Below are 20,097 nucleotides of genomic sequence, written 5' to 3' on the forward strand. Positions count from 1 at the left end.
GGATCTGGGATGTCTGGGAAAGCCTTGATCCCAGCGACGAGATCAGCGGCCCCCTCGTGACTTCTATGAGCGTGGTCACGACACCACCGGGACGCTACATGGCAAAATTTCACGACCGAAGTCCCCTGGTTTTGGAAAACGAAGCCGCCCTGGCCTGGCTTCAACCGGGACTGAACGAGTTGGAAATCAAAGCATTCCTGCACCCCTCTGCCGATTCTGCACTGCAAGCCTACCGCGTTTCCACCGCCGCGAATAACGCGCGGAACAACTCCGAGGAAGTGCTCCGAGCTATTGCCGCGCCCGTGCCTCAAGCGGGGGACGCCCCCGTCAAAGCGGAAGAAGAAATCAGTCCGCAGTTGAAACTGTTCTAAAGAACAGTATTGGGTGCAGCCATGCCCCCTTCACTTTCAGAACCCGACCTGTGCCTCCTTTGGCTTTCTGAGTCACGCTCGTGGATTCGCCATCAGATCCCGCTTCTTGGCTGCATTATCGCTGGCCGGCCGGAACTGCAGGAGGGGCGGGTGGACGGCTGTATCGAGATTGATCCCACAACCCTTCGACTGCCCAAAAACGTTCGCACCTTTGCGCTGAAGGTCCGGGGCGACTCCATGCGAAATGCCGCCATTTTGGAGGGGGACATCGTCATCATGGAGTTCCGGGAGGCCCGACATGGGGACATCGTGGCTGCGTTGATTGACGGCGAGACGACACTGAAACGCTTCATTGTTCAAGGCGGCGTGCCCTATCTGCGGGCCTCAAACCCGAAATACCCCGACCTCATTCCTGCACGTGAGCTAGTGATTCAGGGAGTGCTCATCGCGCTGCTACGCCTATCCGAGAAGGGATGAGCCATGATTCTGCACTTCGACGCCGATGCCTTCTTCGCTTCAGTCGAGCAGGCGGCGGATCCTAAACTCCGCGGCCGCCCAATAGCCGTCGGTGGCGAGAGGCGCGGCATCATTGCATCGGCTAGCTACGAGGCGCGACGCTTGGGAATTTACACCCCGATGCCTACCACACGCGCGAAGAAGCTCTGCCCGTCGCTGATCGTGCTGCCATGCCACTTTGACCTCTACGAACGCTTCTCCCGGTTGATGTTCAGCTATGCCTATGACATCACTCCTTTGGTGGAACAGGCTTCGATTGACGAATGCTACCTGGACCTGAACGGCGCACGACACATCGGTGCTGGCAATGCGGCGGAGAGGATGCAGCGGGCGATAGAGCAAAGCCTGAAGCTCTCCGTCTCAGTGGGTGTAGGCAGCAACAAGCTGGTGTCACAGATTGCCAGCAAGCTACGCAAGCCACACTGTTTCATCGAAATTTCACCCGGCAACGAACAGGGGTTCTTGTGGCCGCTAGAAAACAAATGGCTGCCCTTGGTGGGGCCGCAACTGGTCACCACGTTGAACACAGCAGGCCTGCGCCAGATCGAGCACATCGCCAGGACACCCGTGGAGGAGCTGGCGCTGCTGGTTGGCAAAGGAGCGCCGGCGCTGCACGGCTATGCGCTAGGGCATGATCCGCGCCCTGTAATCTGTGAGCCGCCCGAGGCCAAGAGCTACGGCGAACAGGAAACCTTCAATTCCGACACCACTGATGAAACGTTCATCCTAGCCCGGTTGCGCTCGATGGCTGACTCTCTCATGCGCCGGGTGAGAACCGAGCACAAAAGCGTCCGCTGTGTGACCCTTCGCCTGCGATACAACGACATGGACGAGGTGCAGCGCTCCACCACCCTGGAGGAGCCCACGGCGCTGGAAAACGATGTGTATCCGCTGCTGGCCGGGCTGCTGAAGCGTGCCTGGGAAAGGCGGGTGAGCGTGCGACTGGTGGCGCTGAAGTACAGCAAGGTCTATGAGGCCTGCCTGCTCTCCATGCTGCCGCTGGAGCCTGCGGACAGGGTTCGCGGCCAATGGCAAAAGCTGGCGGGGGTTGTGGATGCCCTGAAACACGGCGGGCATAGCGTGATGCGTGGGCATGACCTGTGGCTGAAGATGAACGGGGACAGCGGGCGCGAGCTGCTGCCCAAGCCTCAGCCTGTGACGGGCCATGTGGTGCAGGCGACCAACCGCGTGCTGCGTGAGCGTCCCACCTCGGGCCAAGTGATCGTGCGCACACCGGCCGACTGCCGTGCGGTGCCTGTGCTCAATGTACGGAGCTGTTACAGCTTCATGGATTCGGCGCTCACGATTCCGTCCATCATCGAGGCTGCCGCAGCCCATGATGTGCCTGCCGTGGCCATCACCGATCCGGGGCTCTATGCCGCCGTGCCGTTTTTCCAAGCGGCGAGCGCGGCGGGGATCAAGCCCATCATCGGCGCGGAGCTGGCCTGCCAGGGGCGCAGAATGCTGGCCTATGTGCAGAACCTTCGCGGGTATCAGAATCTCTGCCGCCTGCTTTCCGCCGATGTTACCCCTTCCGCCATGCACGAGCATGCGGCAGGGCTGCTTGTCGTGCCTGCTGACAGCGCTGCGGTGGCGTTGCCGGAAATACGCTACCGCAGCAAGGAGGACCGAACGTTCTTCCAGGTGCTGCAAAGCATGAAGACGCTCACGCTGCTCAATGAAAAGCACCCGGAGAAGCGGCGCGGAGACTTTGCATTTCATGCGCCTGCTGAGTGGGGACAGCGCTTTACCCCTGCGGCCATGCAGGCGGCGCGGGAGATCGCGGAGCAGTGCGAGTTTGCCTTTGATTTCAAAACGCTGCGCTTTCCGCGTTATGTGCCAAGGGATGGCAGCACCGCCGCCTTCATGCTGCACCGGCTGGCGCACGAGGGACTCTGCTGGCGCTACGGACGTCAGGCGCCGACGCATGAGGCGCAGTTGCGCGAGGAGTTGGCCATCATCGCAGAGGTGGGATACGAGGACTATTTCCTTACCGTGTGGGACATGCTGCAGGAGTGCCGGGCGCGGGGCATCGGCTGGATCACACGAGGCAGCGCGGCGGACTCCTTGGTGTGCTACGCGCTGGGCATCAGCAATGTCTGCCCCATCCGCTTCGAGCTGTACTTCAAACGTTTCCTCAACCGCGACCGCATGGCGCTGCAAAAGCTGCCTGACATCGACATCGACTTTGCCCATGACCGCAAAGACGACGTGGTGCGACTGCTGCTCGCACGCCATGGGCCGGAGCACGCGGCCATTGTGGGCGGATTCAACACCTTCCAGGCACGGGCCGCCGTGGCGGATGTGGCCAAGGTGCTGGGCGTGGCTGAAAATGAAATCCGCCGCCTGACTGAGCACCTGCCTTGGACAGACGCCACCCATGTGGCCGACGCCGTAGCGCTGTCCCAGGAATGCGCGGACCTGCCCTGGCAGGAGGAGCCGCTGCGCACGGCTTTGCTCATGGCGGGACGGCTGGATGGCTTTCCGCGCTATGCCAAAATGCACCCCTGCGGCGTGGTGCTCTCGCGTGATCCAATCCGGGATCATTCACCGACTTTCATCAGTGCCAAGGGCTGGCCTACCACGCACTTTGACATGGACGCCGCGGAGGCGGTGGGCTTGATCAAGCTGGACATCCTTGCGCAGGGAGGCCTTGCGGTGCTGCGTGATGCCCAAGCGCTGCTGCGGGCGGAGATTCAAACAGGCAATGCTAGGGCAGACGATCCTAGCTGGACTTCAGGGCACCAATCCAATGCACACCAATGTGTGACAACAATAACGCCGCCGGCTTCATCATGCCAGAGGGCATCTTCAATGGCTCCCTCCAGTCTCCAGGACCACACTCCCTTGCGGACTTCATGGCCATCTGTCGTCCAGACCACCAGATTTTCGGGTGGAAATTCATCTCTGCTTACGGCCTGCCAGTCGGAGGTAGTCATGGAAGAGGCATCTTGTTACGGTTGCGGCACCGGGCAAGCAGGACGTGTGGTGCAACATGTCGATCTCGCGGCGCTGGAGGTGGGGGGCATCGGCGCCACAGAAAGCCCCGCCCGTGCGCCCGATGTGGAGCCGTGGAGCGATGCGGGCGTGTGGCAAATGATCGCCAGTGGCAATGGACGAGGCGTTCACCATATCGAGAGTCCGGCCATGACGAGCCTAGCCTGCATGGCGGGAGTGCGAGACATCGACTGCCTGGTTGCCATTGTGTCTGTGATCCGTCCCGGCGCGGCCAATGGCCTCAAGAAGGCGCAGTTTGCCCGCCGTGCGCAGGGACTGGAGGCTGTGACCTACACGCACGAGAGCCTGGCCCCGGTGCTGCGCTCCACGTTTGGGGTGGTGGCGTATGAAGAGCACATCCTGCAAATCTGCGAGTCTTTCGCGGGTCTTGCTCCGGGGCGTGCCGACGTGCTGCGGCGGGCGCTGGTTAAGTTGGACACCCGCAAGGTGCAGGAGGTGCGCGGGGAGTTCATCGCCGCTGCCCGTGCTCGCGGCCGCACGGAGACGTCCATCGCTGCGGTGTGGGAGTTGGTGGCGGGTTTCCAGGGCTATGCGTTCTGCCGCGCTCATAGCACCGCCTATGCCGTGGAGGCTTATCAGGGGGCCTACATGAAGCACTACCACCCGGCAGAGTTTCTGGCTTCCGTGCTCACCAACGGTAAAGGGTTCTACTCTCCGTTGGTCTATACCCTGGAGTGCCGCCGCCTGGGCATCGGCTTTCTGCTGCCAAGCGTGAACCTCCCCGGCGATGCCTTCCGTGTGGAGGCATCCAGCGCAAAGCATGGCACGCCTGCCGCACCGCTGGGCAAAGCCATACGGGTGCCGCTGCGCAGCATCAAAGACCTGAGCGATGCCATGCTCGCCCGCTGCCGTGCGGAGCTGGCACAGCGCCCCTTCACCGATGTGCGGGACTTCTGCGAGCGTGTGCAGCCGGAAGGACCGGAGGCCCTGAACCTCATCCGCTGTGGTGCTTTTGACTGCTTTGGCCCCTCACGCACAGAGCACTTCTGGCACTGCCTGCACAGCACGCACGACCGTAGCGCCGACGAGGGCTGGCTATTCAGGCAGGGAAACGGGGACAAACTTCGCGCCTCCTTCCGAGCCGAAACTGGCCTGCAACAACGCCTCGACGACGAGGCGGAGTTGCTGGGCTTTACCGTCTCCGGCCATCCGCTGGACCGCTTCCCGCAGGTGGACTGGCGTACCTACTGCCCGATCTCGGAGCTTCACCACTACCAGAACCAGCGAGTGACCATCTGCGGCCTCATCATCGTCAGCCGCTCCCACGTTCAGCAGAACGGCCAGCCGATGAAGTTCATCTCCATCTGCGACCGCACCGGCATCGTGGAATGCGAAATATTCGCCGCCGCCTATCGCGCCTACGGCCTCGCCACCGTTCGCCATCCGGTCGTGCAGGTCACAGGAGACGTGAAGCCCTTCGACAACGGAAAGGGGTTCACGTTGGACGTGCGGCGGGTGGTGGGGCCACGTCTGAGAGAACCTAGAACTGATCGGTATTCCTGAGAGGCTGAGTAGGCGATACTGAAAATGCGGTGACCGTAAAATTATCACCTCAGAAAGTGCCAATTTTCAAAAAACAAGGAAAAGGGTTCATGCGAAGACTCCACCGACTTCATGGCGACGACACCAACGCGTGCTTTGTGCTTTTAATTTTGCCTTCATATTGGTTTCTTGCCAATCAAGCACAGGCAGCCCCCATTTACCGCTTTTAAACTTTGCAGGTCCAGTGAGAATCACAAGATCGTCATGAGCGCAACACAAGCGTGCCAATGATCCCCATGGAGTCTCGGCCCACTCGGCGATAGATCGCTGTCGTGGAACGGGCACAAACTTGCGATTGTCTCGCACGGCATTCATAATTTCAGGCGGAACAACAACGTCGATGCGTTTACTTTTGCCACCGGGCCATTCAACCACCTCCAACGCAATTCCTTTCTTCTTAGCGCACTTGAGCAACAGATTTGAGACAACAGAGCGATGACATGCGTACCGGCATCCGTCGCTGTTTAAATTACCGTTGGGAAATTCGCAGGCACAGAAATAGATCACGTGCTTGTTCTCCTGTCTCAGCTCAACCGCCCGGTCCAGCAATAGGTCGGCTGCGGTAGGATCATGAATGACAATCTGCCGGGTGGAATTCGGCAGCCGTTTTTTGTGATCAGCGAGATAATGCTCGTTACCCAGGGAGCTCATGGTTTCATAGCGCGAAGCACCAACCACCCGTCCGAAGGCGTTACCTCGAAACACCGCCGGGCGAGCCGATCTTTTCATTCGAATATCCACGAACAACGGTGGTTTAAATCCTCTCTTGCGCTCGACGGCGTCAACAGCTCTGACGAGTTCGGTGGCTGAATTGCCCCAACCCCAGTAGCCCCACATGTAGATCGTAATTTTGCGCATCTGTGTTGGTATCGAGCCTGTTCAAACTGTAGTGCGTGCTTCAGATCTTGAAATAAGTGACCTCTGCTCCACGCGTCAGGCGTGCTTCCTGCATGGCTTGCGCCAGTGAGAACGGACCTGTTTCGTACCTCTGGAAAATGTCCATTCCCCGGTCAATGGTGATCTTCCATCCGGTGTCGGTGGTGATGTTTCGAGCGTGAAAATTGGGGCTGGGATCATCTTCCCATGTGAAGGCGATGCGGGACCCAAGAAATGAATCTGCTATCTGATTCAGGTTCTCAGCCTGCTTCACACATGAATCAGGATCCGATTGAGTTCTTAAGTGAACGGTGACCTCATCGCCCTCCGGGACTAGCTCATGAACCATTTGAAGAAACTCCATGAGATTCCGGGCTTGGAAAAACATCCGCACATACGGATCGCTGATGGTGATCGTGCGCGCCCCCTTGAGATGTTTGGCAAACAAGCGGCGGTAGCTCCACCCCTTGGTATTCTCGGGAATTACCACATGATCTGGTTGTGGCTCACCACCGACAGAGTTTGCCGCCGTCGCAGGAATAGCCTCAGGCTTAATTTCTTCATGCGCCTCAGGAATTGGCTCACCATCTGCAGCAGGTGAAATTCGTGGACCGGAAAAGGTTGGATACTGAATTTCTTCAGGAGTCAACACGGTCATCGGGGCTCCTCCGCTAAGTGGCCGGTAGATAAAGTCGTGACGCTTGAAGGTGTCGTCGATCCGCAGGATGTGCTCGCGGACGCGGCGGCGTGATTCCATTGAAAATGCCAATAATTCCTCCATCTCCTGTGGGGTGGCTTTTCCGTCAGGAAAGAGGATCTTCATCATGCCTGAGAAAGTCTTTTCAAAGCCAGTCTGATCGCGTGTGGAGACTTCAGACGTAACCTCAAAATGCTGCTTGTAGGCACCTGTGAAATCTTCAGTCCTCAGATGCTTCAAAACCTCGGCAATGAAATCCACGATAAAGCCATATCCATTGGTGAAAAGATCATGGCGAATGGGCGCAACTTCCCAGCCTGGGTTGTAGGCGTGGATGCGGTCGAGGAAGGCGGAGTCAATATACTTGTCAGGAAGCGGCTCGAAAAAATGCGAATGTTTCAGCATGTAGGCTACAGACTTCTTGGTGTTGCCCATGAAGACCATGGAGGCTTCGGCTGTGAGCTGCTCGATCCCGCGCGAAAAAGTGCGGTTGGCCATGTAATTTTTCATGATGTCCACCAACGCCTTATCGACCTTCTTGTCCTTGCCGGCGAACTCGTCGAAGCAAACGCAATCCCAGTAGCCGACAAGGCCGATTTTGCCGCTGGAATTGCTGACAAAGAGTTTTGGAGCGGTCACTTCTGAGCCGGAAATGAGCATACCATGCGGAGAGAACTCCGCATAGATGTGCGATTTCCCGGTGCCCTTGGGGCCAAGTTCGAGCAGGTTGTAATTGCGCTCACAATACGGAATGAGACGAATCAACGTCAGGAGTTTTGCCCGTCGCCCGAACATCTCTGGATTGAAGCCCATGCTCTGAATCAGAACGTCCATCCACTCTTCGGTGGTAAACTGTGCCCGGGCTGCCAAAAACTGTTCGTAATCCACACTGGCCACCTGAATTGGCTTTAGTGTGTCGATTTGCCATGGACTTGCTTTCGGGTCTTCGGCGACCTCATAGGTAACATCGGTGATACACCAGATTCCACCCACAAGCAGTTTTGGATAACGGCGCACAAAGTCGTCTGACACGGGCACCTTTTTAAGGCCCAGATTGGTGAATTCGGCTTCGTAAAATCCACCCTTGTCGTTCAGTTCCACGGTCAGCTTGTCGATGACCTTATGCCTCCCCTTCTCCTTGATTGTGGACTTTACCAGCTGTGCCTGATTCCGATGCACATAATGCTTGGCCAGAATCTTCTGCACGGATTCGAGACCAGCTTTGACCACCTCGTTATCGTCCGTGGCGCAGTGCTGCCCCAGCAGGTATTCCAAAACGTAGGTTGGGACCACCGCGTTTTGCTTCAGTCCCTTTGTCAGGTCTTTACGCACCACCAATCCCGGGAAATGCTGGAGGATCTTTTGATCCAGCAGACTCAGCGGACGCTGCACAGCGACAAATGGCTCCGGCTCTTCGGTGATAATCGAATCAAGTGTGGGTTCAGTGCTCATCAAAGTCGCTGGTGAAGGGTTTCTGAAGTTTGAGACTGTGCGTTTTGTACGTCACGATGTGGCTGGTTCCTGAGACGGTCTCCTCAAGGCGCAGATCCACTTCTCGGTTGTTAAATGAATCAGCAGCGGCGGAGAGAACCAAGAGCATGGTCATCTCCCTTTGTCGTGCTTCCGACTCCTTGGAGTCAAAGGTCTGCGTCTTGATCTCGGACAGGCTCGTGCCGTCTTTCGCATAAATGCCCACGCGGAGTGTGCGGGGGAGAACTTTGCCTTGAGCTGGACGATCCTGGAAGAGCGCGATGGAAAGTTGACCAGTGGTGATCTTGGCAGGCACGCGCAGCAACTCTACTTCGACATGACCGGTGTCGTTGGCGCGGGCCTTGTGAATTTTGACCACGGGAACCACCACCTCTTGCAGACTGCTACCTCCATGTACGTAGCGCATCCCCGAGCCTTGAAGCGGAAAGCGTCCAAGCGATAGAGGAAACGCCGCTGACCACTCTCCCACCAAACCCAAATCTGCACTGTTGAAGATCTTGACTTTAGTGTTTGGGGAAATGTCACGACCAATGGCAAAGCGCCGATTTTTAAAAATCCATTCCCCGGCGGCAGGCAGTGCTGTGGCATCGTCTTTGGCCACATCGTCCTGCTGAAATAGGAAACCGTGATCTGATGTCAGCAGCATGTTGCTGCCATTGATATTCGCCACTTTCTTGATGATCAGATCAAGTTCGTTGAAAGCATCCTCAACGGCATCAAATGTCTTGGTCTCCGTGCCTGCGGCGTCGCCGGTTTTGTCGATGACATTGTGGAAGATGTAGATCACCTCGTGATCGCGCATCAGGGCGCGTCCCTCCGTCTTCGTGTTCAATTCCAAAAACTCCTCGGCTTGAATGGCAGTGGCCTTACCCTCACAAGCCAGACTCAGGATCTCTCGCCGGTTAAGGGTGCCCGTGGCGCTGCGTCCATCCACAGCGACCGTTGCCGTCGTGGCGTCCACAGCCAGTTCCTGGCCGGGCAGCAGGGAGGCCATCCCGAGTTGGGTGTAGGATGGCAGGGAGCCAAACACAGCCTCCACCTCGGCAGTCCAGCGATTGGCGGAGCGGAGCCGCTGGGCAAAGTCTGACGCAGCCTCGTAGCGAAGGGCATCGGATATGATCACGAACACCTTCAGCCCCTTGTTCAGGAAAGGCTGGACGTAGTGATTGAAAAAGCGCCTCTGGGCAATGACACCAGCACACTCCCACGTTTCCATGCTGCGCACTTGATCACTCCAGCGATCGGAAAGCGGGAGTAGGAAATTGTTCACGTAGGACTTCTCCACCCACTTGGAGATTTGTTCCATCACCTGCACCTGACCGTAGCGGCGCAGATTCCAGATGCAGAGACGGTAGGCCATGTCGATCCGCCACCAGGTTGTCACGTATCGATTAACACCGCTGGTGACCGAATCCATCGTCAGCTCAGCACCGACCAGGAATTCACGCAATTCCACTGCCTGCTCCAGGGCAGCATACCCATGTGCATGCTGCGGCCACCAGATAGAGCTACGCCGTTGTTGCACCACAGCACGAAGGTCAGCCGCCGCTGCCCCGTCTGCAAACTTATGGCAGAGTCGATGAAGCGTGAATTTTTCGAAAATTTCAAATGTGTCGCAATCGCCAAGCATTTTCCGTTCGTCCAGTCCACCAAGTGCTGTGGCTATTTGCAGCTCCTTTTCCATTTGGTGCGCCCAGTCGCGGAACCAAATGCAGTGAGTCTGACTGTCCTTCCACCGTTGCAGAAACACTCTGGCATGGGGATGCAGCACCGCCTGGGAGTCCAATGGGTTGGCTCCACGGAAGAGTGACACGGCAAAATCGCGCAACGAGGGGGTGGATGGTGAGTATCCAAAAAGACGTTCTACCTCCTGCCAAAACGGTTGCACTAAAGCTGCTTCTCCAAAGCATTCGTCCACAGGGTCGGTGGCCAGCAATTCCGCTTCTGGATCCGTATGAAGGAAACCCAGCAGCATCGCATCCACATCCAGTGCTGAATCCGCCAGCACAGCCATCATCTTCAACCTGATGTCACGGCTCTGATCACCGGATTCAATGAGTTCCTTCAGGGCCTGAACGCGCTTTCCACTATCAAAATATTTTCCGTGCTCTTCCGCGAGATGCAGAAAGCCATGGGACAGCCCGGCTTCCTGCAAGGCTAGCGAAGCTTTATCCGCCTTGTATTCATAGCCCTGCAGCAGCAGGTCCAGTAACCAGTTGTCCGCATCCGCCGGACGGTCCGTTGGAATGTAAATCAGGAATCGGGCATCCGGGTTCGGATCGCGGATGATGCGAACCTTGGTTCCAAATTCATTTCCTGCCACCGTGAGCTTTAACACTTCTTTGTCCGGGTAGCCTTCGAAAGTCTCCGCCCACTCCTGTGCAGGATCATACCAAAAGACCAAGCGATGACGCTGAAAAACATGCTGGAGGCTGTCGTGGATTCGTTTCATGTAAATGGCGTGTTCATTTAGCCGAGGCAATCATGGCAGAAGCTTCCGTTGCGATTGAATCGATTTCTTCATGTGGGGGCACAAGGCTCACAATGCCGACAGCCTCATACCACGTTTCGTAGATCCTTAGAAGGCGCTCTCGGCACTTGCTTACAAATGCCCGAACGGTGACCTCGTCACTTCGGGTTTTGTCTCCCCCTGAAAAGGCCTGCTCTTCATCGGCTGTCAAAAAGCTGTTTGCCAGACTACCGGGATCACCTTTGATTTTATTTGCCGCTGTTTCGGCCTGGTCAGAACGGTTGTCTTCGAACGGCCATGCGCGAAGATTACCAATGGTTCGGCCCCATTGACCGCAGAGCTCCCGGAACTCGCTTCCATCCTTGCGGTTGTAGTAGTAATGGGAAGCTAAAATGTGGTCGAAATCCCAAGGTCGATTGTGTGATTCCCACAGATCCTTTCTTGCGGGGTCATAGTCGGTAAAGCGTTTTGCCAGGAAATGACGCTGAGCATAAAGCAAAAGTTCACGATTTTCTCGGAAGTTGAGGAAACCACCCCAAACGCTCTGCCGCTTTTGAATGCCCGATTGTATGCCGTCCCCTTGGATGGGCTGCCACCAATTCCAATCCTGCAAGTTGGCATCGGGAAGTGTGATAAATGCGTCTATCGATGCAGGCGTATGTATCGTGTACAATTCTCCAGCATCATGCGCTTCCTTCAGTGCTCTGCGAATATTTTCGACACTCAGTTGCCCCCGACAACACGCATACACCCGATTGGCCACCTTCGCCTTGTCCGCTGCGAACCAATGGACCAGGGTGGCTAGTGCTTGCATCGTCTTCTGCCAGCTACCTGGCAATTCCCGTCCTTCCAACCGCTTGGCAAAGTGTATCATCAGCAGGTAAACCTCGCGCGAACTCAATGCGATGCTCGTGATATGCACAGGCAAAAGCCCGGTTGGATTGGTCTGGGCATCGTATTTTAACCACTGGCCGACGAACTCGCAGGCGTCCCCCAGATCGTCCATAATGAATCTTTGGATGACCGCCTTTTTTTCGGACTCATGCCGGGCGATCACCCGCAAAGCACTCACGGAAGGTGGAACGGGCAGATTTCTTTTTTCGTCTTTGGCCAATGCGGCGCGAACGCCCAATGAGACCATTCTCGCCTGCGGCATCCGCCCCTTGGAGACTTCATTGATCGGCTGCTCCAAGGCTGGCCAATAGGCCTTGATCATGGAGTAGGCGAGTTCTTCACCATCGAGTTTGGTGCCTTGTCCGTTCAGCCTTTGAAACAGCTGCTCAATATTGCTGATACCGTCCTTGTCATTGGCATTTGACACTTCTTGCCCAGATTCTTCCAGCAACTCCTCCGGCGCCTCCAGAGCGATCAACCTAGCCATGTGCGACCTCTTAATACCTCTAAAAATTCGGGTCTTGATCGTCATTGCGTGGGGATTGTTGCAGAAGTCACAAACTTTTGATGCCCACTGAAGTTGGCTGGCATCCGCTGCTCGTTGTCTCAACAAATTCCAAAAGACATTTTCATCTTCCACGGGGAGTTGCAAAAGCCATGACAGCGGGACAGGAACAGTTGCCGCATCTTCACAAGGCCAGATTTGGAATGGCAATGGCCGCCGGTATTCCGGGTCTGCCACATTTAAGCCCAAAGGTCTCAGTGCAGCACGAATAGCCCCTGCCTTCAATGGCGTGGCACCATCATCTCTGCCATATCCCCACGGATGGGCCGTGGTGGTGGCGCGAATCAAGAAAGTGCGGCTGCTGTTTTTCTCCAATTTCGGATTTAAATCCAGCCAAAGAATCGCCTCCATTTTTTGCCCCTCAAATGTTGGCTTGATGGGAAACGGGTCGGCAAAGCCCAGCGCAATGGCATGACAACGCTGCTGGCCGTCAAGGAGGTGAAATGTAATGTTGCCACCATCAACCTCTGCGGTTTTTTTCAGCCTGTCAGACCATTTTGTCACCACCAGCGCTCCGATAGGAAAGCCACGAAGAATCGAGTCCCACAGCAATTCATTTTGCTGGGGAGTCCACACAAGCCCTCGCTGAAGTGCTGGAATGCTGGCTCGAATCTTCGTCTTCACTTCTGGACACACGCCCGGCGTCCAAGAAGCGATCTCCTTGAGAGTGAAGGAAGGAGGAGTCGGTTCTGAATAATTGGGGTCCACCGCCATATGATTTAATTCTCCCCCTTCCTTGCGAGTCCGATGGCGAGAAAAACAACGTAAACCGTATCGGGTTCATAGCTTTCCACTCCTTCAGCCAGTTCCACTTTTCGCCCGGCATGAGCCTTTCGGAAAGTTTCCATCCATTTAGCGATAGCCGCACGAACACGAACTGAATCGAAAACGCCCAAGAATTTGAGAGCGCTGCCAAGATTTGGGCGATGAATCTTGGATCTGACAGACATCCTCTCCGCGAATTTGCCATTGGGCGGCAAGCCGAACATCTGTCGCACATCATCGGTCAGTCCTTTGAGTTGGGCCGCTTCAAAAGCATAGCCGCCTTTAACGGGAATATTGCCCTTAACCTCAGCCACCAAGTTCGGATCATTGCTGTCGATATCGAATCCCGACACAAAGGGCTTGGTCGCATCCGCCGAGTCATTGAGGGCATGCGCTTGCTCAGGTGTGACCTTCAAATGAGTTTGCAGCCAGTCCACCAGGGCGAACGTCAGCTTGAGCGTGATTACGGCATGAATATTGGAAGTAATGGCCTTGAGATCCATGAGACCATCTAGACTCAAACGCCCCAGATAATCGGCCGGCTGCAGATCGAGCGCCCTTACAATGATCTCGTTGAAATTGTCATGCAGATATTCCTTTCGAGAAAATTCGGCATTTGTGGATCTCTGCTGAACTAGGTCGTTCTTTTCAGATGGCTCCGAATCACCCAAGATGTCATCGACTTTGGGGATGGCACCTGCCTCAGCGCTTGCCTTAACAGTGACATCCAATTCGTCTTCATGAGTGTCTCCGGTATTTTGCTGCGGAAGAAAGCGGAGGATCTTGTGCTCTTTTCGACACTGTCCGTCGCAAGTCCGGTCATCGCACTCGCTGATCAAATGCGAATTTTCCCGACAGAGTCGATTGACCGTCTGCCGTGGTACTACGCCCGATTCGACTGAGAGGCAGTCGTCGCAGACATGTCGGTTATCGGACAGGCATCTGATAACGCGCTGCAGATTGGTGATTCGTTCGGACATGGTGACAAGGTCGGGATTGTGGTGACCTGACATTTCCGCTTTTATTCCTCCTCCTTTGCAGCCAGCCCGGCAATTGGGGCCAGGGCTTCGCCGAGTTTGAGGTAATTCACTTTCACGCCGTCATCGAGATCGAGTTCGATACGGGCTTGAGCGAGCGGAAGCAGGGTTTGGCGTTCCCATTCTTCGCACTCATGAAGAATTTTGGTGAGCTTCTCCGCTTCCTTGCGAGCTTCGGTCTTGGCCTTGGCAGTGCTCGCGGAGGCTTGCTCCTGCTGCAGGTGCGGCAGACGAGTTCGCAGCTTTGTCTGGTAATCCCGCAGGTAACGGTTCAAAACCTGGTTCATCGTGTCCTTGGTGTAGCGGTGCAAGTAGATCAACGCGCTGAACCCCTTCTTGGGACTCTGCACCAGCCAGTAGATCGGACGTTTCTTGTAGGTTTGAAGGTGGTCCTTGTAGAAGTCGGTGAGGAAGTATTTGCGCAGGTCTTTGCCCAGGGACTCTTCGATGAAGCGGAGGTTCTCCCGCAGGGTGGCTTCGCCGAAGGTGGCGCGGAGGAAATCGCGGGTTCGGGCCACGATGTCGTCCTCGAACCACTCGCCATCGAGTACGGGGATGATGCCGTCTTCATCGGGGATGAAGGTGAGTTCGGCCAGAGGCTTCCCGACTTTTTCAATATACTGACGCAGGGTGTCGTCTGCGTTGGCGAGAATGAGGCCGGGGTGGTCTGGGGAATAGCGACCCATCATGCAACCGACGGCATAGGAGAGGAACGCGGCCATATCGCGCCGGGCATCAGCGCGAGCGAGGGTGACTTGCTCCTCCGGCACTTCGGGCTGCAACTCGCCGTCGAGGCCGTAGGCGGCGATGAAGAGCCGGTTGTTCTCCGTCTCCAGCTCCAGCATCCGGCGGATAGCGGCGGTACTATGCGCCTCCCAATTCCTCCAGCTCGCCTCCAACGTCGCGCCCTTCAGCCCCGGCCGTAGCAACGGCTGGTCGCGGAAGTCCCACGAGGTCTCGAAGTTGTCCCAGTCGGCGCGGGCTGATTCTACTGCTTGTGACGAGATGCTATTAGCACGTTCCAAAATGCTCTCACCAATTGCTTCCGGTGGGATGACTGGGAAACGCACCATGTCAGCAATTTGAAGGTTGATCGTCGGGCTGAGGATCTTGAGTAGCTTGTGAGCAACTTCCGAATTTAAGAGTGCGAGTAGATACTGCCTCCGCTCGTCGTTTGTAAATATACCCGGCCCACCAGAGTCATAAATAAAACCTGGGGGTAGACACCGCAGGCTAAACCTGCTGATCGTAATGTAAGGAAAGGCAACCGAGGGTTGAAAATAGTATGGGATGTTGACGATGGTTCTGGTGAACGACTTGTTGATCGTCTTTGCGAAGTCGATCACATCGCGACCGTCGTCCTCCCAATTTACTACCGCTTCACAGAAGCCATACCACTTTCGAAAACCGCCCCCTTTGCTGTAGGGGAACCATTTGCAGCCAGATTTGCGAGCCGCTTCACCATCTGACATGCCAAACCCAATTCGATTGTGCGACACCTCCATCCACAATCGCAGGAACGTCGCATTGTCCGAAGTGGTCATACCACGCTTAACGTCTGCAAAATCCCCAAGCAACTTCCCCATCGCAAAGGCTTTGAACACGTTTTCAGATGCCCAATAGGCAATCGGACTACCAGGAATTCTCGCAAAATCTTCCGAGGAGGCGACAAACTCAGGAAAGCCTACTTTATCGTGGAATCGTCTATCCAATTCTTCATTGGTATTAACCTCTCCATCGCGTTCAAATAATCTGCGGTAGTGGCCTTTCGCATTTTTGGATTGCGCTGGGGACAAGCAAAAAGCGCAACTTCCAAAGTCAGGCCCCCAAACGCCGCGCCCATTGTGAACCATCGAGGTAATGGAACAAGATTTTAGAAGGAACGTTCGTAACTCCTCAAACGTGCTGATGAACATCCAATTTGGCGGCGTGATGAAGGCGCAACTACCACCTTTATGAACCAAAGAAAGGGACCGCAGAATGAATGCGCCGTAGAGGTCTGATTTTGCGATAGCAAACCTCTCGGTCACGAGTTCTTGAATCGCAGTATTCATCGGCTTCACCCCCATATACGGTGGGTTCGTCACGACGACGTGATAACGCTGAGTGAGCGCTTCGGCTTGTTCGAGCACGCGCAGGACTTTGCGGTGCGTCTCGCGCAGGAAGAGCTGGCCCCCAAGGTCCTTCTCATTGATGGCGCGACGGACATCTGCGATGGATAGTTCGTCGAGGCATGGCTGGATGAGCGAACCAAAGTTTTTCGCTTCCTCGAACTGATAGAGCAGCTTGAGCACGGGCTGATGGAAAAGGTCTTCTGCCCCGAGGGCGTGGATGTAGTCACGCAGCTCGTTTTCCGCAAAGCGCACCTCGCGCAGCTCAATTATGTGGGGCCGGACGAGGTGCTCCGCCTGGAAAAAGCGACGGGACTTTTCCCGGGCTTTGAAGACGAGAGCCAGCTCGGCGAGTTGAGCTGCTCGCGGGCAGATCTCCAGGCCGTGGAGATTGTGCCGGAGGATGAGGGAGGGAATCTCGGTGGGGGCGTAGCCTTCCTCCTCGTAGATGAGGGTGAGCAGGTCGAAGGCGTAGGTGAGCATGTGCCCGCTGCCGACGGCGGGATCGAGAAGGCGTATTTCCTCGGGCTTCGTAATTTTGAGGCAGTCGGTCTCCGGTTCGCCCTCGATGTAGTAGGGCATGTGCTCGCGGAGCCGGGAGCCGGTGCGGTTCAGCAGCCAGAGGCGGCCGAGGGAGTTCTCGACGAGGTAACGGACGATCCAGTGCGGTGTGAAGAGTTGGGTGACGGCGGGGATGTCCTCGGTGGGAACGGCGCTCTTGCGGGCCATGACCTGGTCCTTGCGCTCGGAGATGTAGAACTGGTAGAGCCAGCCGAGGATTTCGACATTGGCCCGCTGCCCATCGCCGCAATCTGCGTCGCTGATCTCGGTGCGAAACCCGTGGACAACCGAGTGCTCCGTGAGGAGGTCATCCGGCAAGAGCAGCTCGGTCTCGTCGTCGATTTTCTCGAAGAGGTTCGGCAGCAGGTTGTGGTAGAAGCGGCAGGCAGCCAGGACAAGGTGGCGATAGACTTCTCCCTGTGCATCCAACGAAGGAATTCGACTGTCGAGGAGGTCATTGAGCCTGGCTGGGTCTGTATGAGCCTTCAGTTCGTCGGGCAAGCCTCCGGCGCGGGTGAGCTTGAGCAGCTCGGGCTGTGTTTCGTCCAACGAAGCCGGTGTGAGAACACGGGCTCGGAACGGATGCCATCCCCGGGCGTCCATGAAGCGGAGTGCGGCGAGGCGGTTGAACCAGGTGTATGCCACGCGGTCGATAAGCCCAGCACGATCCGTCTGGGCAAGTTTTCTCAAGGCCGCCACCTGCGGAGCGAAGGTTGTGAGGTAGTCGGGCGTCTTGGCACCGAGGGCAAAGTCGAGCTTACGCGTGACTGCTTCCATCAGCTGCTTGCGGACGGCGGGAGCGAAGGTTTTGAGGGCGGAGGTGTTCATTCTCGTGAAAAAGTCGATTTTTTGTGAGCGAGCCCCCATTGCATGAGGGCTCGGTCAAGCATGCGTTCAGTGATGTTAGGATCTTGAGCCCGTAGGTGATCGAGGGTCTGGTGGAACCAGATCGTGTAGCGGTCGTGCAACTCCCAGTGACCTCCACGCGGAACCGCTGCCTTTTTCCCTACCAGCAGAACTCCAGTGGTAAAAAATTGAAAGGCACGATTGGTATGCACGTCAAAAATGGGCGAGCCAAACAAGACGTGGTGCCAAAAGATCGAATAAACAGGACTCGATGCCACGAAATCAGCCCGGAGAGCCTCACTTCCACCTGGTGCCAGGTAACGGTTTAGTCCTCGGATAAATCGCTGAAACGCCACCTCCTTGGCTCCTGACAAACGCATCGCCTTCGGTGGATTTCCTCGTCCGGGATTTTTCCATTGCGTCACGCGCCACAGAGCGGCTTGATCACCAGTGCGGGCCGCTACAATGTTTGGATCGTAGTGCTGGGTGTCGTAGGCGACGGGATACCGCGCCGACCAGTGGCGGACTTCTTGAGGCGTATTCATGCAGCCGGGAGGCGGAAGTAGGTCTGGATGGCCTGACGCAGCGCTTCAGGTCTCAAGCCTCCGCCCAGGGTTTGCTTCAACGAGGCGAGAATGGCACCCCATTCATCGGAATCCGCCGGGAAGGCCTGCAGGAAACTGGAGAGATCCGTAGCGATGGTAGCTGGCAGGTTCGGCCCGGGCTCTCCAGGAAGTGTAGCGGCTAGACGAAAAACATCGGCACGGTGTTTGTCGATGTTTTTGGCATCCACGGCCTCTCCGGCTTCTTTGCGATGGGTGAGATTAAGCCAAGCATAGGCTTTGAGAGGAATCAGAGCGGTGGCATTGGCAACACGCAGGCCGTCCCGCTGGACATGGTGAGTCTGAATTAGGCCGTAATAGGAATCGTCGAGAAGAATGGCTGATAGACTGTGCTGGCCAGGTTCAACGACGATGGGGATGATTTCCTGGTCTGGACCGAGATCAAAACCCTCGGGATTGCGGCTGAACAATTCCAACACGAAGGGAAACCCCTCCTGAGCTGGCTTGGCAAAACGATAAAGAATCGGGACGCCTTCACTACGTTCGCGTATCTCATATTTCCCTTCAGCAACAAAAGCTCGCATGGCTGCCACAAAGGCCTGATCCAGCACCTCGATCATGAGCACGATGTCCAGATCTTTGGTGGCACGGAACGTCAGTCCCAGGGCGGTGAACCATTCTTCACACGCTGCACCGCCGATGAGTGTGAAGGAGCCTTCAAACTTACGGAAGCGCTCACGGAAAATGTCGAGACCTTTCACCATGAGACTTGGTTTATGAGGGTTTCCAGTTGCTGGTGAACGCGTTCATCGGCGCTTTCGCGCAGGCTGAGGTAGAGGGAGAGTGGATCAACCTGCGTGTTACTGCCCAGCAGCAGAGGATTATAGCTCCAGCTTTCCATACGCAGGTTCGCATCCTCCGGGCCCAGGCATCCCCGGTAGAGACCGCGTTCGAGGTTGGCTTGGAAAGTGGCGGCAGGCAGCGCGTAGGTGGGCAGACGATCATCCGAGATCTCTGTGCAATGACTGAGTGCGGTGATACCGGCTTCAAGAGCCGGGTAGCTAGGCTTCTCCCATTGCAACCAGTGGGCTCTTTTCACCGGACTGGTAAGAAGTGGCTGCGTCCGCTCCCACAACTTCCTGCCGTGAACCTTGAATGCCAGCGTGATGGATCGCCCCTGCCGCGAAGTGCCGCAAAGGTCTGCCGCTTCAAGTTCATCCTTCACCTTGGTGAGCATGATGGGTGAATAGCCGATCTTTTCGGCAATAATCCGCAGAGGCAAATCTTCCAAAGTGTGACGCTGGAGGTGGTAGAGCACGAGGCACTGAGCGGCTGGAGTGAGACGTTTCCCGCGCTCCGGCTTGGGCTGGGAGAAGCGTTCGCGAAGATCAATCATCGCCATAGGCAGGAACAACTGGCTGCCGGGAACAATGAATGGGATGCCCAAGCGCACCATGCGATTGCGAGCATGGGAGGGCAACAGGGGCAACACGAGCACCGCCGTTTCGCCAAGGTGGGTTCTCAGTGTCTCGGACTGATTTTCGTATTCGCCGGGGGAACCTGCATCCCAATCGTTTTTCTCCAGAGCAAGCAGGAATCTTCGGCCAAACAGGTGAAGGCTTTGGATCTGGTAGCGCTCCCGCAGGAATAGCGGCAGCGCGGTGACCTTTTCGGCCACCAGATGAGGACGCTCCCCCGCGACGGTTTCGAGGTAGTCCAGCAGGCGCTGTGTCAGGGTGATCATGATTGAATACACTATTTATGCACGATACAT

12 protein-coding genes are annotated in these 20,097 nt (G+C 56.4%); 3 read left to right on the forward strand and 9 right to left on the reverse strand.

Features of this window, described 5'->3' with window-relative positions; translation table 11 throughout:
* The 3 genes from ACILSL_RS21920 to ACILSL_RS21930 all read left to right on the forward strand — a co-directional run.
* A partial coding sequence (locus ACILSL_RS21920; protein ID WP_395734202.1) for an SOS response-associated peptidase family protein occupies nucleotides 1–371 on the forward strand: 371 nt, incomplete at its 5' end.
* 21 nt (nucleotides 372–392) lie between these two features.
* A complete protein-coding gene (locus ACILSL_RS21925) occupies nucleotides 393–848 on the forward strand; it encodes a LexA family protein (RefSeq protein ID WP_395734203.1) in 456 nt (151 codons plus the stop codon).
* Between the two features lie 3 nt (nucleotides 849–851).
* Complete coding sequence (locus ACILSL_RS21930; RefSeq protein WP_395734204.1) at nucleotides 852–5,408, forward strand: PHP domain-containing protein; 4,557 nt, start codon at nucleotides 852–854, stop codon at nucleotides 5,406–5,408.
* Between the two features lie 87 nt (nucleotides 5,409–5,495).
* Here ACILSL_RS21930 and ACILSL_RS21935 read toward each other — a convergent pair whose 3' ends face one another.
* From ACILSL_RS21935 to ACILSL_RS21975, 9 genes are all read right to left on the reverse strand, one after another.
* On the reverse strand, nucleotides 5,496–6,305 hold the full coding sequence (locus tag ACILSL_RS21935; RefSeq protein WP_395734205.1) for a hypothetical protein: 810 nt from the start codon (nucleotides 6,303–6,305) through the stop codon (nucleotides 5,496–5,498).
* 40 nt (nucleotides 6,306–6,345) lie between these two features.
* A complete protein-coding gene (gene brxL, locus ACILSL_RS21940; protein WP_395734228.1) occupies nucleotides 6,346–8,400 on the reverse strand; it encodes a BREX system Lon protease-like protein BrxL in 2,055 nt (684 codons plus the stop codon).
* Nucleotides 8,401–8,461: 61 nt separating this feature from the next.
* Nucleotides 8,462–10,963, reverse strand: a complete 2,502-nt coding sequence (gene pglZ / locus ACILSL_RS21945; RefSeq protein WP_395734206.1) for a BREX-1 system phosphatase PglZ type A — start codon at nucleotides 10,961–10,963, stop codon at nucleotides 8,462–8,464.
* A gap of 13 nt (nucleotides 10,964–10,976) precedes the next feature.
* Entirely contained in the window at nucleotides 10,977–13,154 is a 2,178-nt protein-coding gene (locus ACILSL_RS21950) for a DUF262 domain-containing protein (RefSeq protein ID WP_395734207.1), read from the reverse strand.
* A 5-nt stretch (nucleotides 13,155–13,159) separates the two neighbouring features.
* The gene (locus tag ACILSL_RS21955; RefSeq protein ID WP_395734208.1) at nucleotides 13,160–14,185 is read right to left on the reverse strand and encodes a hypothetical protein; all 1,026 of its coding nucleotides are present in this window, start codon (nucleotides 14,183–14,185) and stop codon (nucleotides 13,160–13,162) included.
* Between the two features lie 41 nt (nucleotides 14,186–14,226).
* Nucleotides 14,227–17,742 (reverse strand): BREX-1 system adenine-specific DNA-methyltransferase PglX, encoded by a 3,516-nt coding sequence (gene pglX, locus ACILSL_RS21960; RefSeq protein ID WP_395734209.1) that lies wholly within the window; start codon nucleotides 17,740–17,742, stop codon nucleotides 14,227–14,229.
* Nucleotides 17,739–18,305: a hypothetical protein gene (locus tag ACILSL_RS21965; protein WP_395734210.1), complete on the reverse strand. Its 567-nt coding sequence runs from the start codon at nucleotides 18,303–18,305 to the stop codon at nucleotides 17,739–17,741. Before ACILSL_RS21965 ends, pglX begins: the two co-directional genes overlap by 4 nt.
* Nucleotides 18,302–19,087: a hypothetical protein gene (locus ACILSL_RS21970; protein ID WP_395734211.1), complete on the reverse strand. Its 786-nt coding sequence runs from the start codon at nucleotides 19,085–19,087 to the stop codon at nucleotides 18,302–18,304. The genes ACILSL_RS21965 and ACILSL_RS21970 overlap by 4 nt, the downstream gene beginning before the upstream one ends.
* Complete coding sequence (locus tag ACILSL_RS21975) at nucleotides 19,081–20,067, reverse strand: hypothetical protein (RefSeq protein ID WP_395734212.1); 987 nt, start codon at nucleotides 20,065–20,067, stop codon at nucleotides 19,081–19,083. The genes ACILSL_RS21970 and ACILSL_RS21975 overlap by 7 nt, the downstream gene beginning before the upstream one ends.
* Between the last annotated feature and the right edge of the window lie 30 nt (nucleotides 20,068–20,097).

It is taken from the genome of Prosthecobacter sp., assembly GCF_044222345.1.
GTDB lineage: Bacteria > Verrucomicrobiota > Verrucomicrobiia > Verrucomicrobiales > Verrucomicrobiaceae > Prosthecobacter.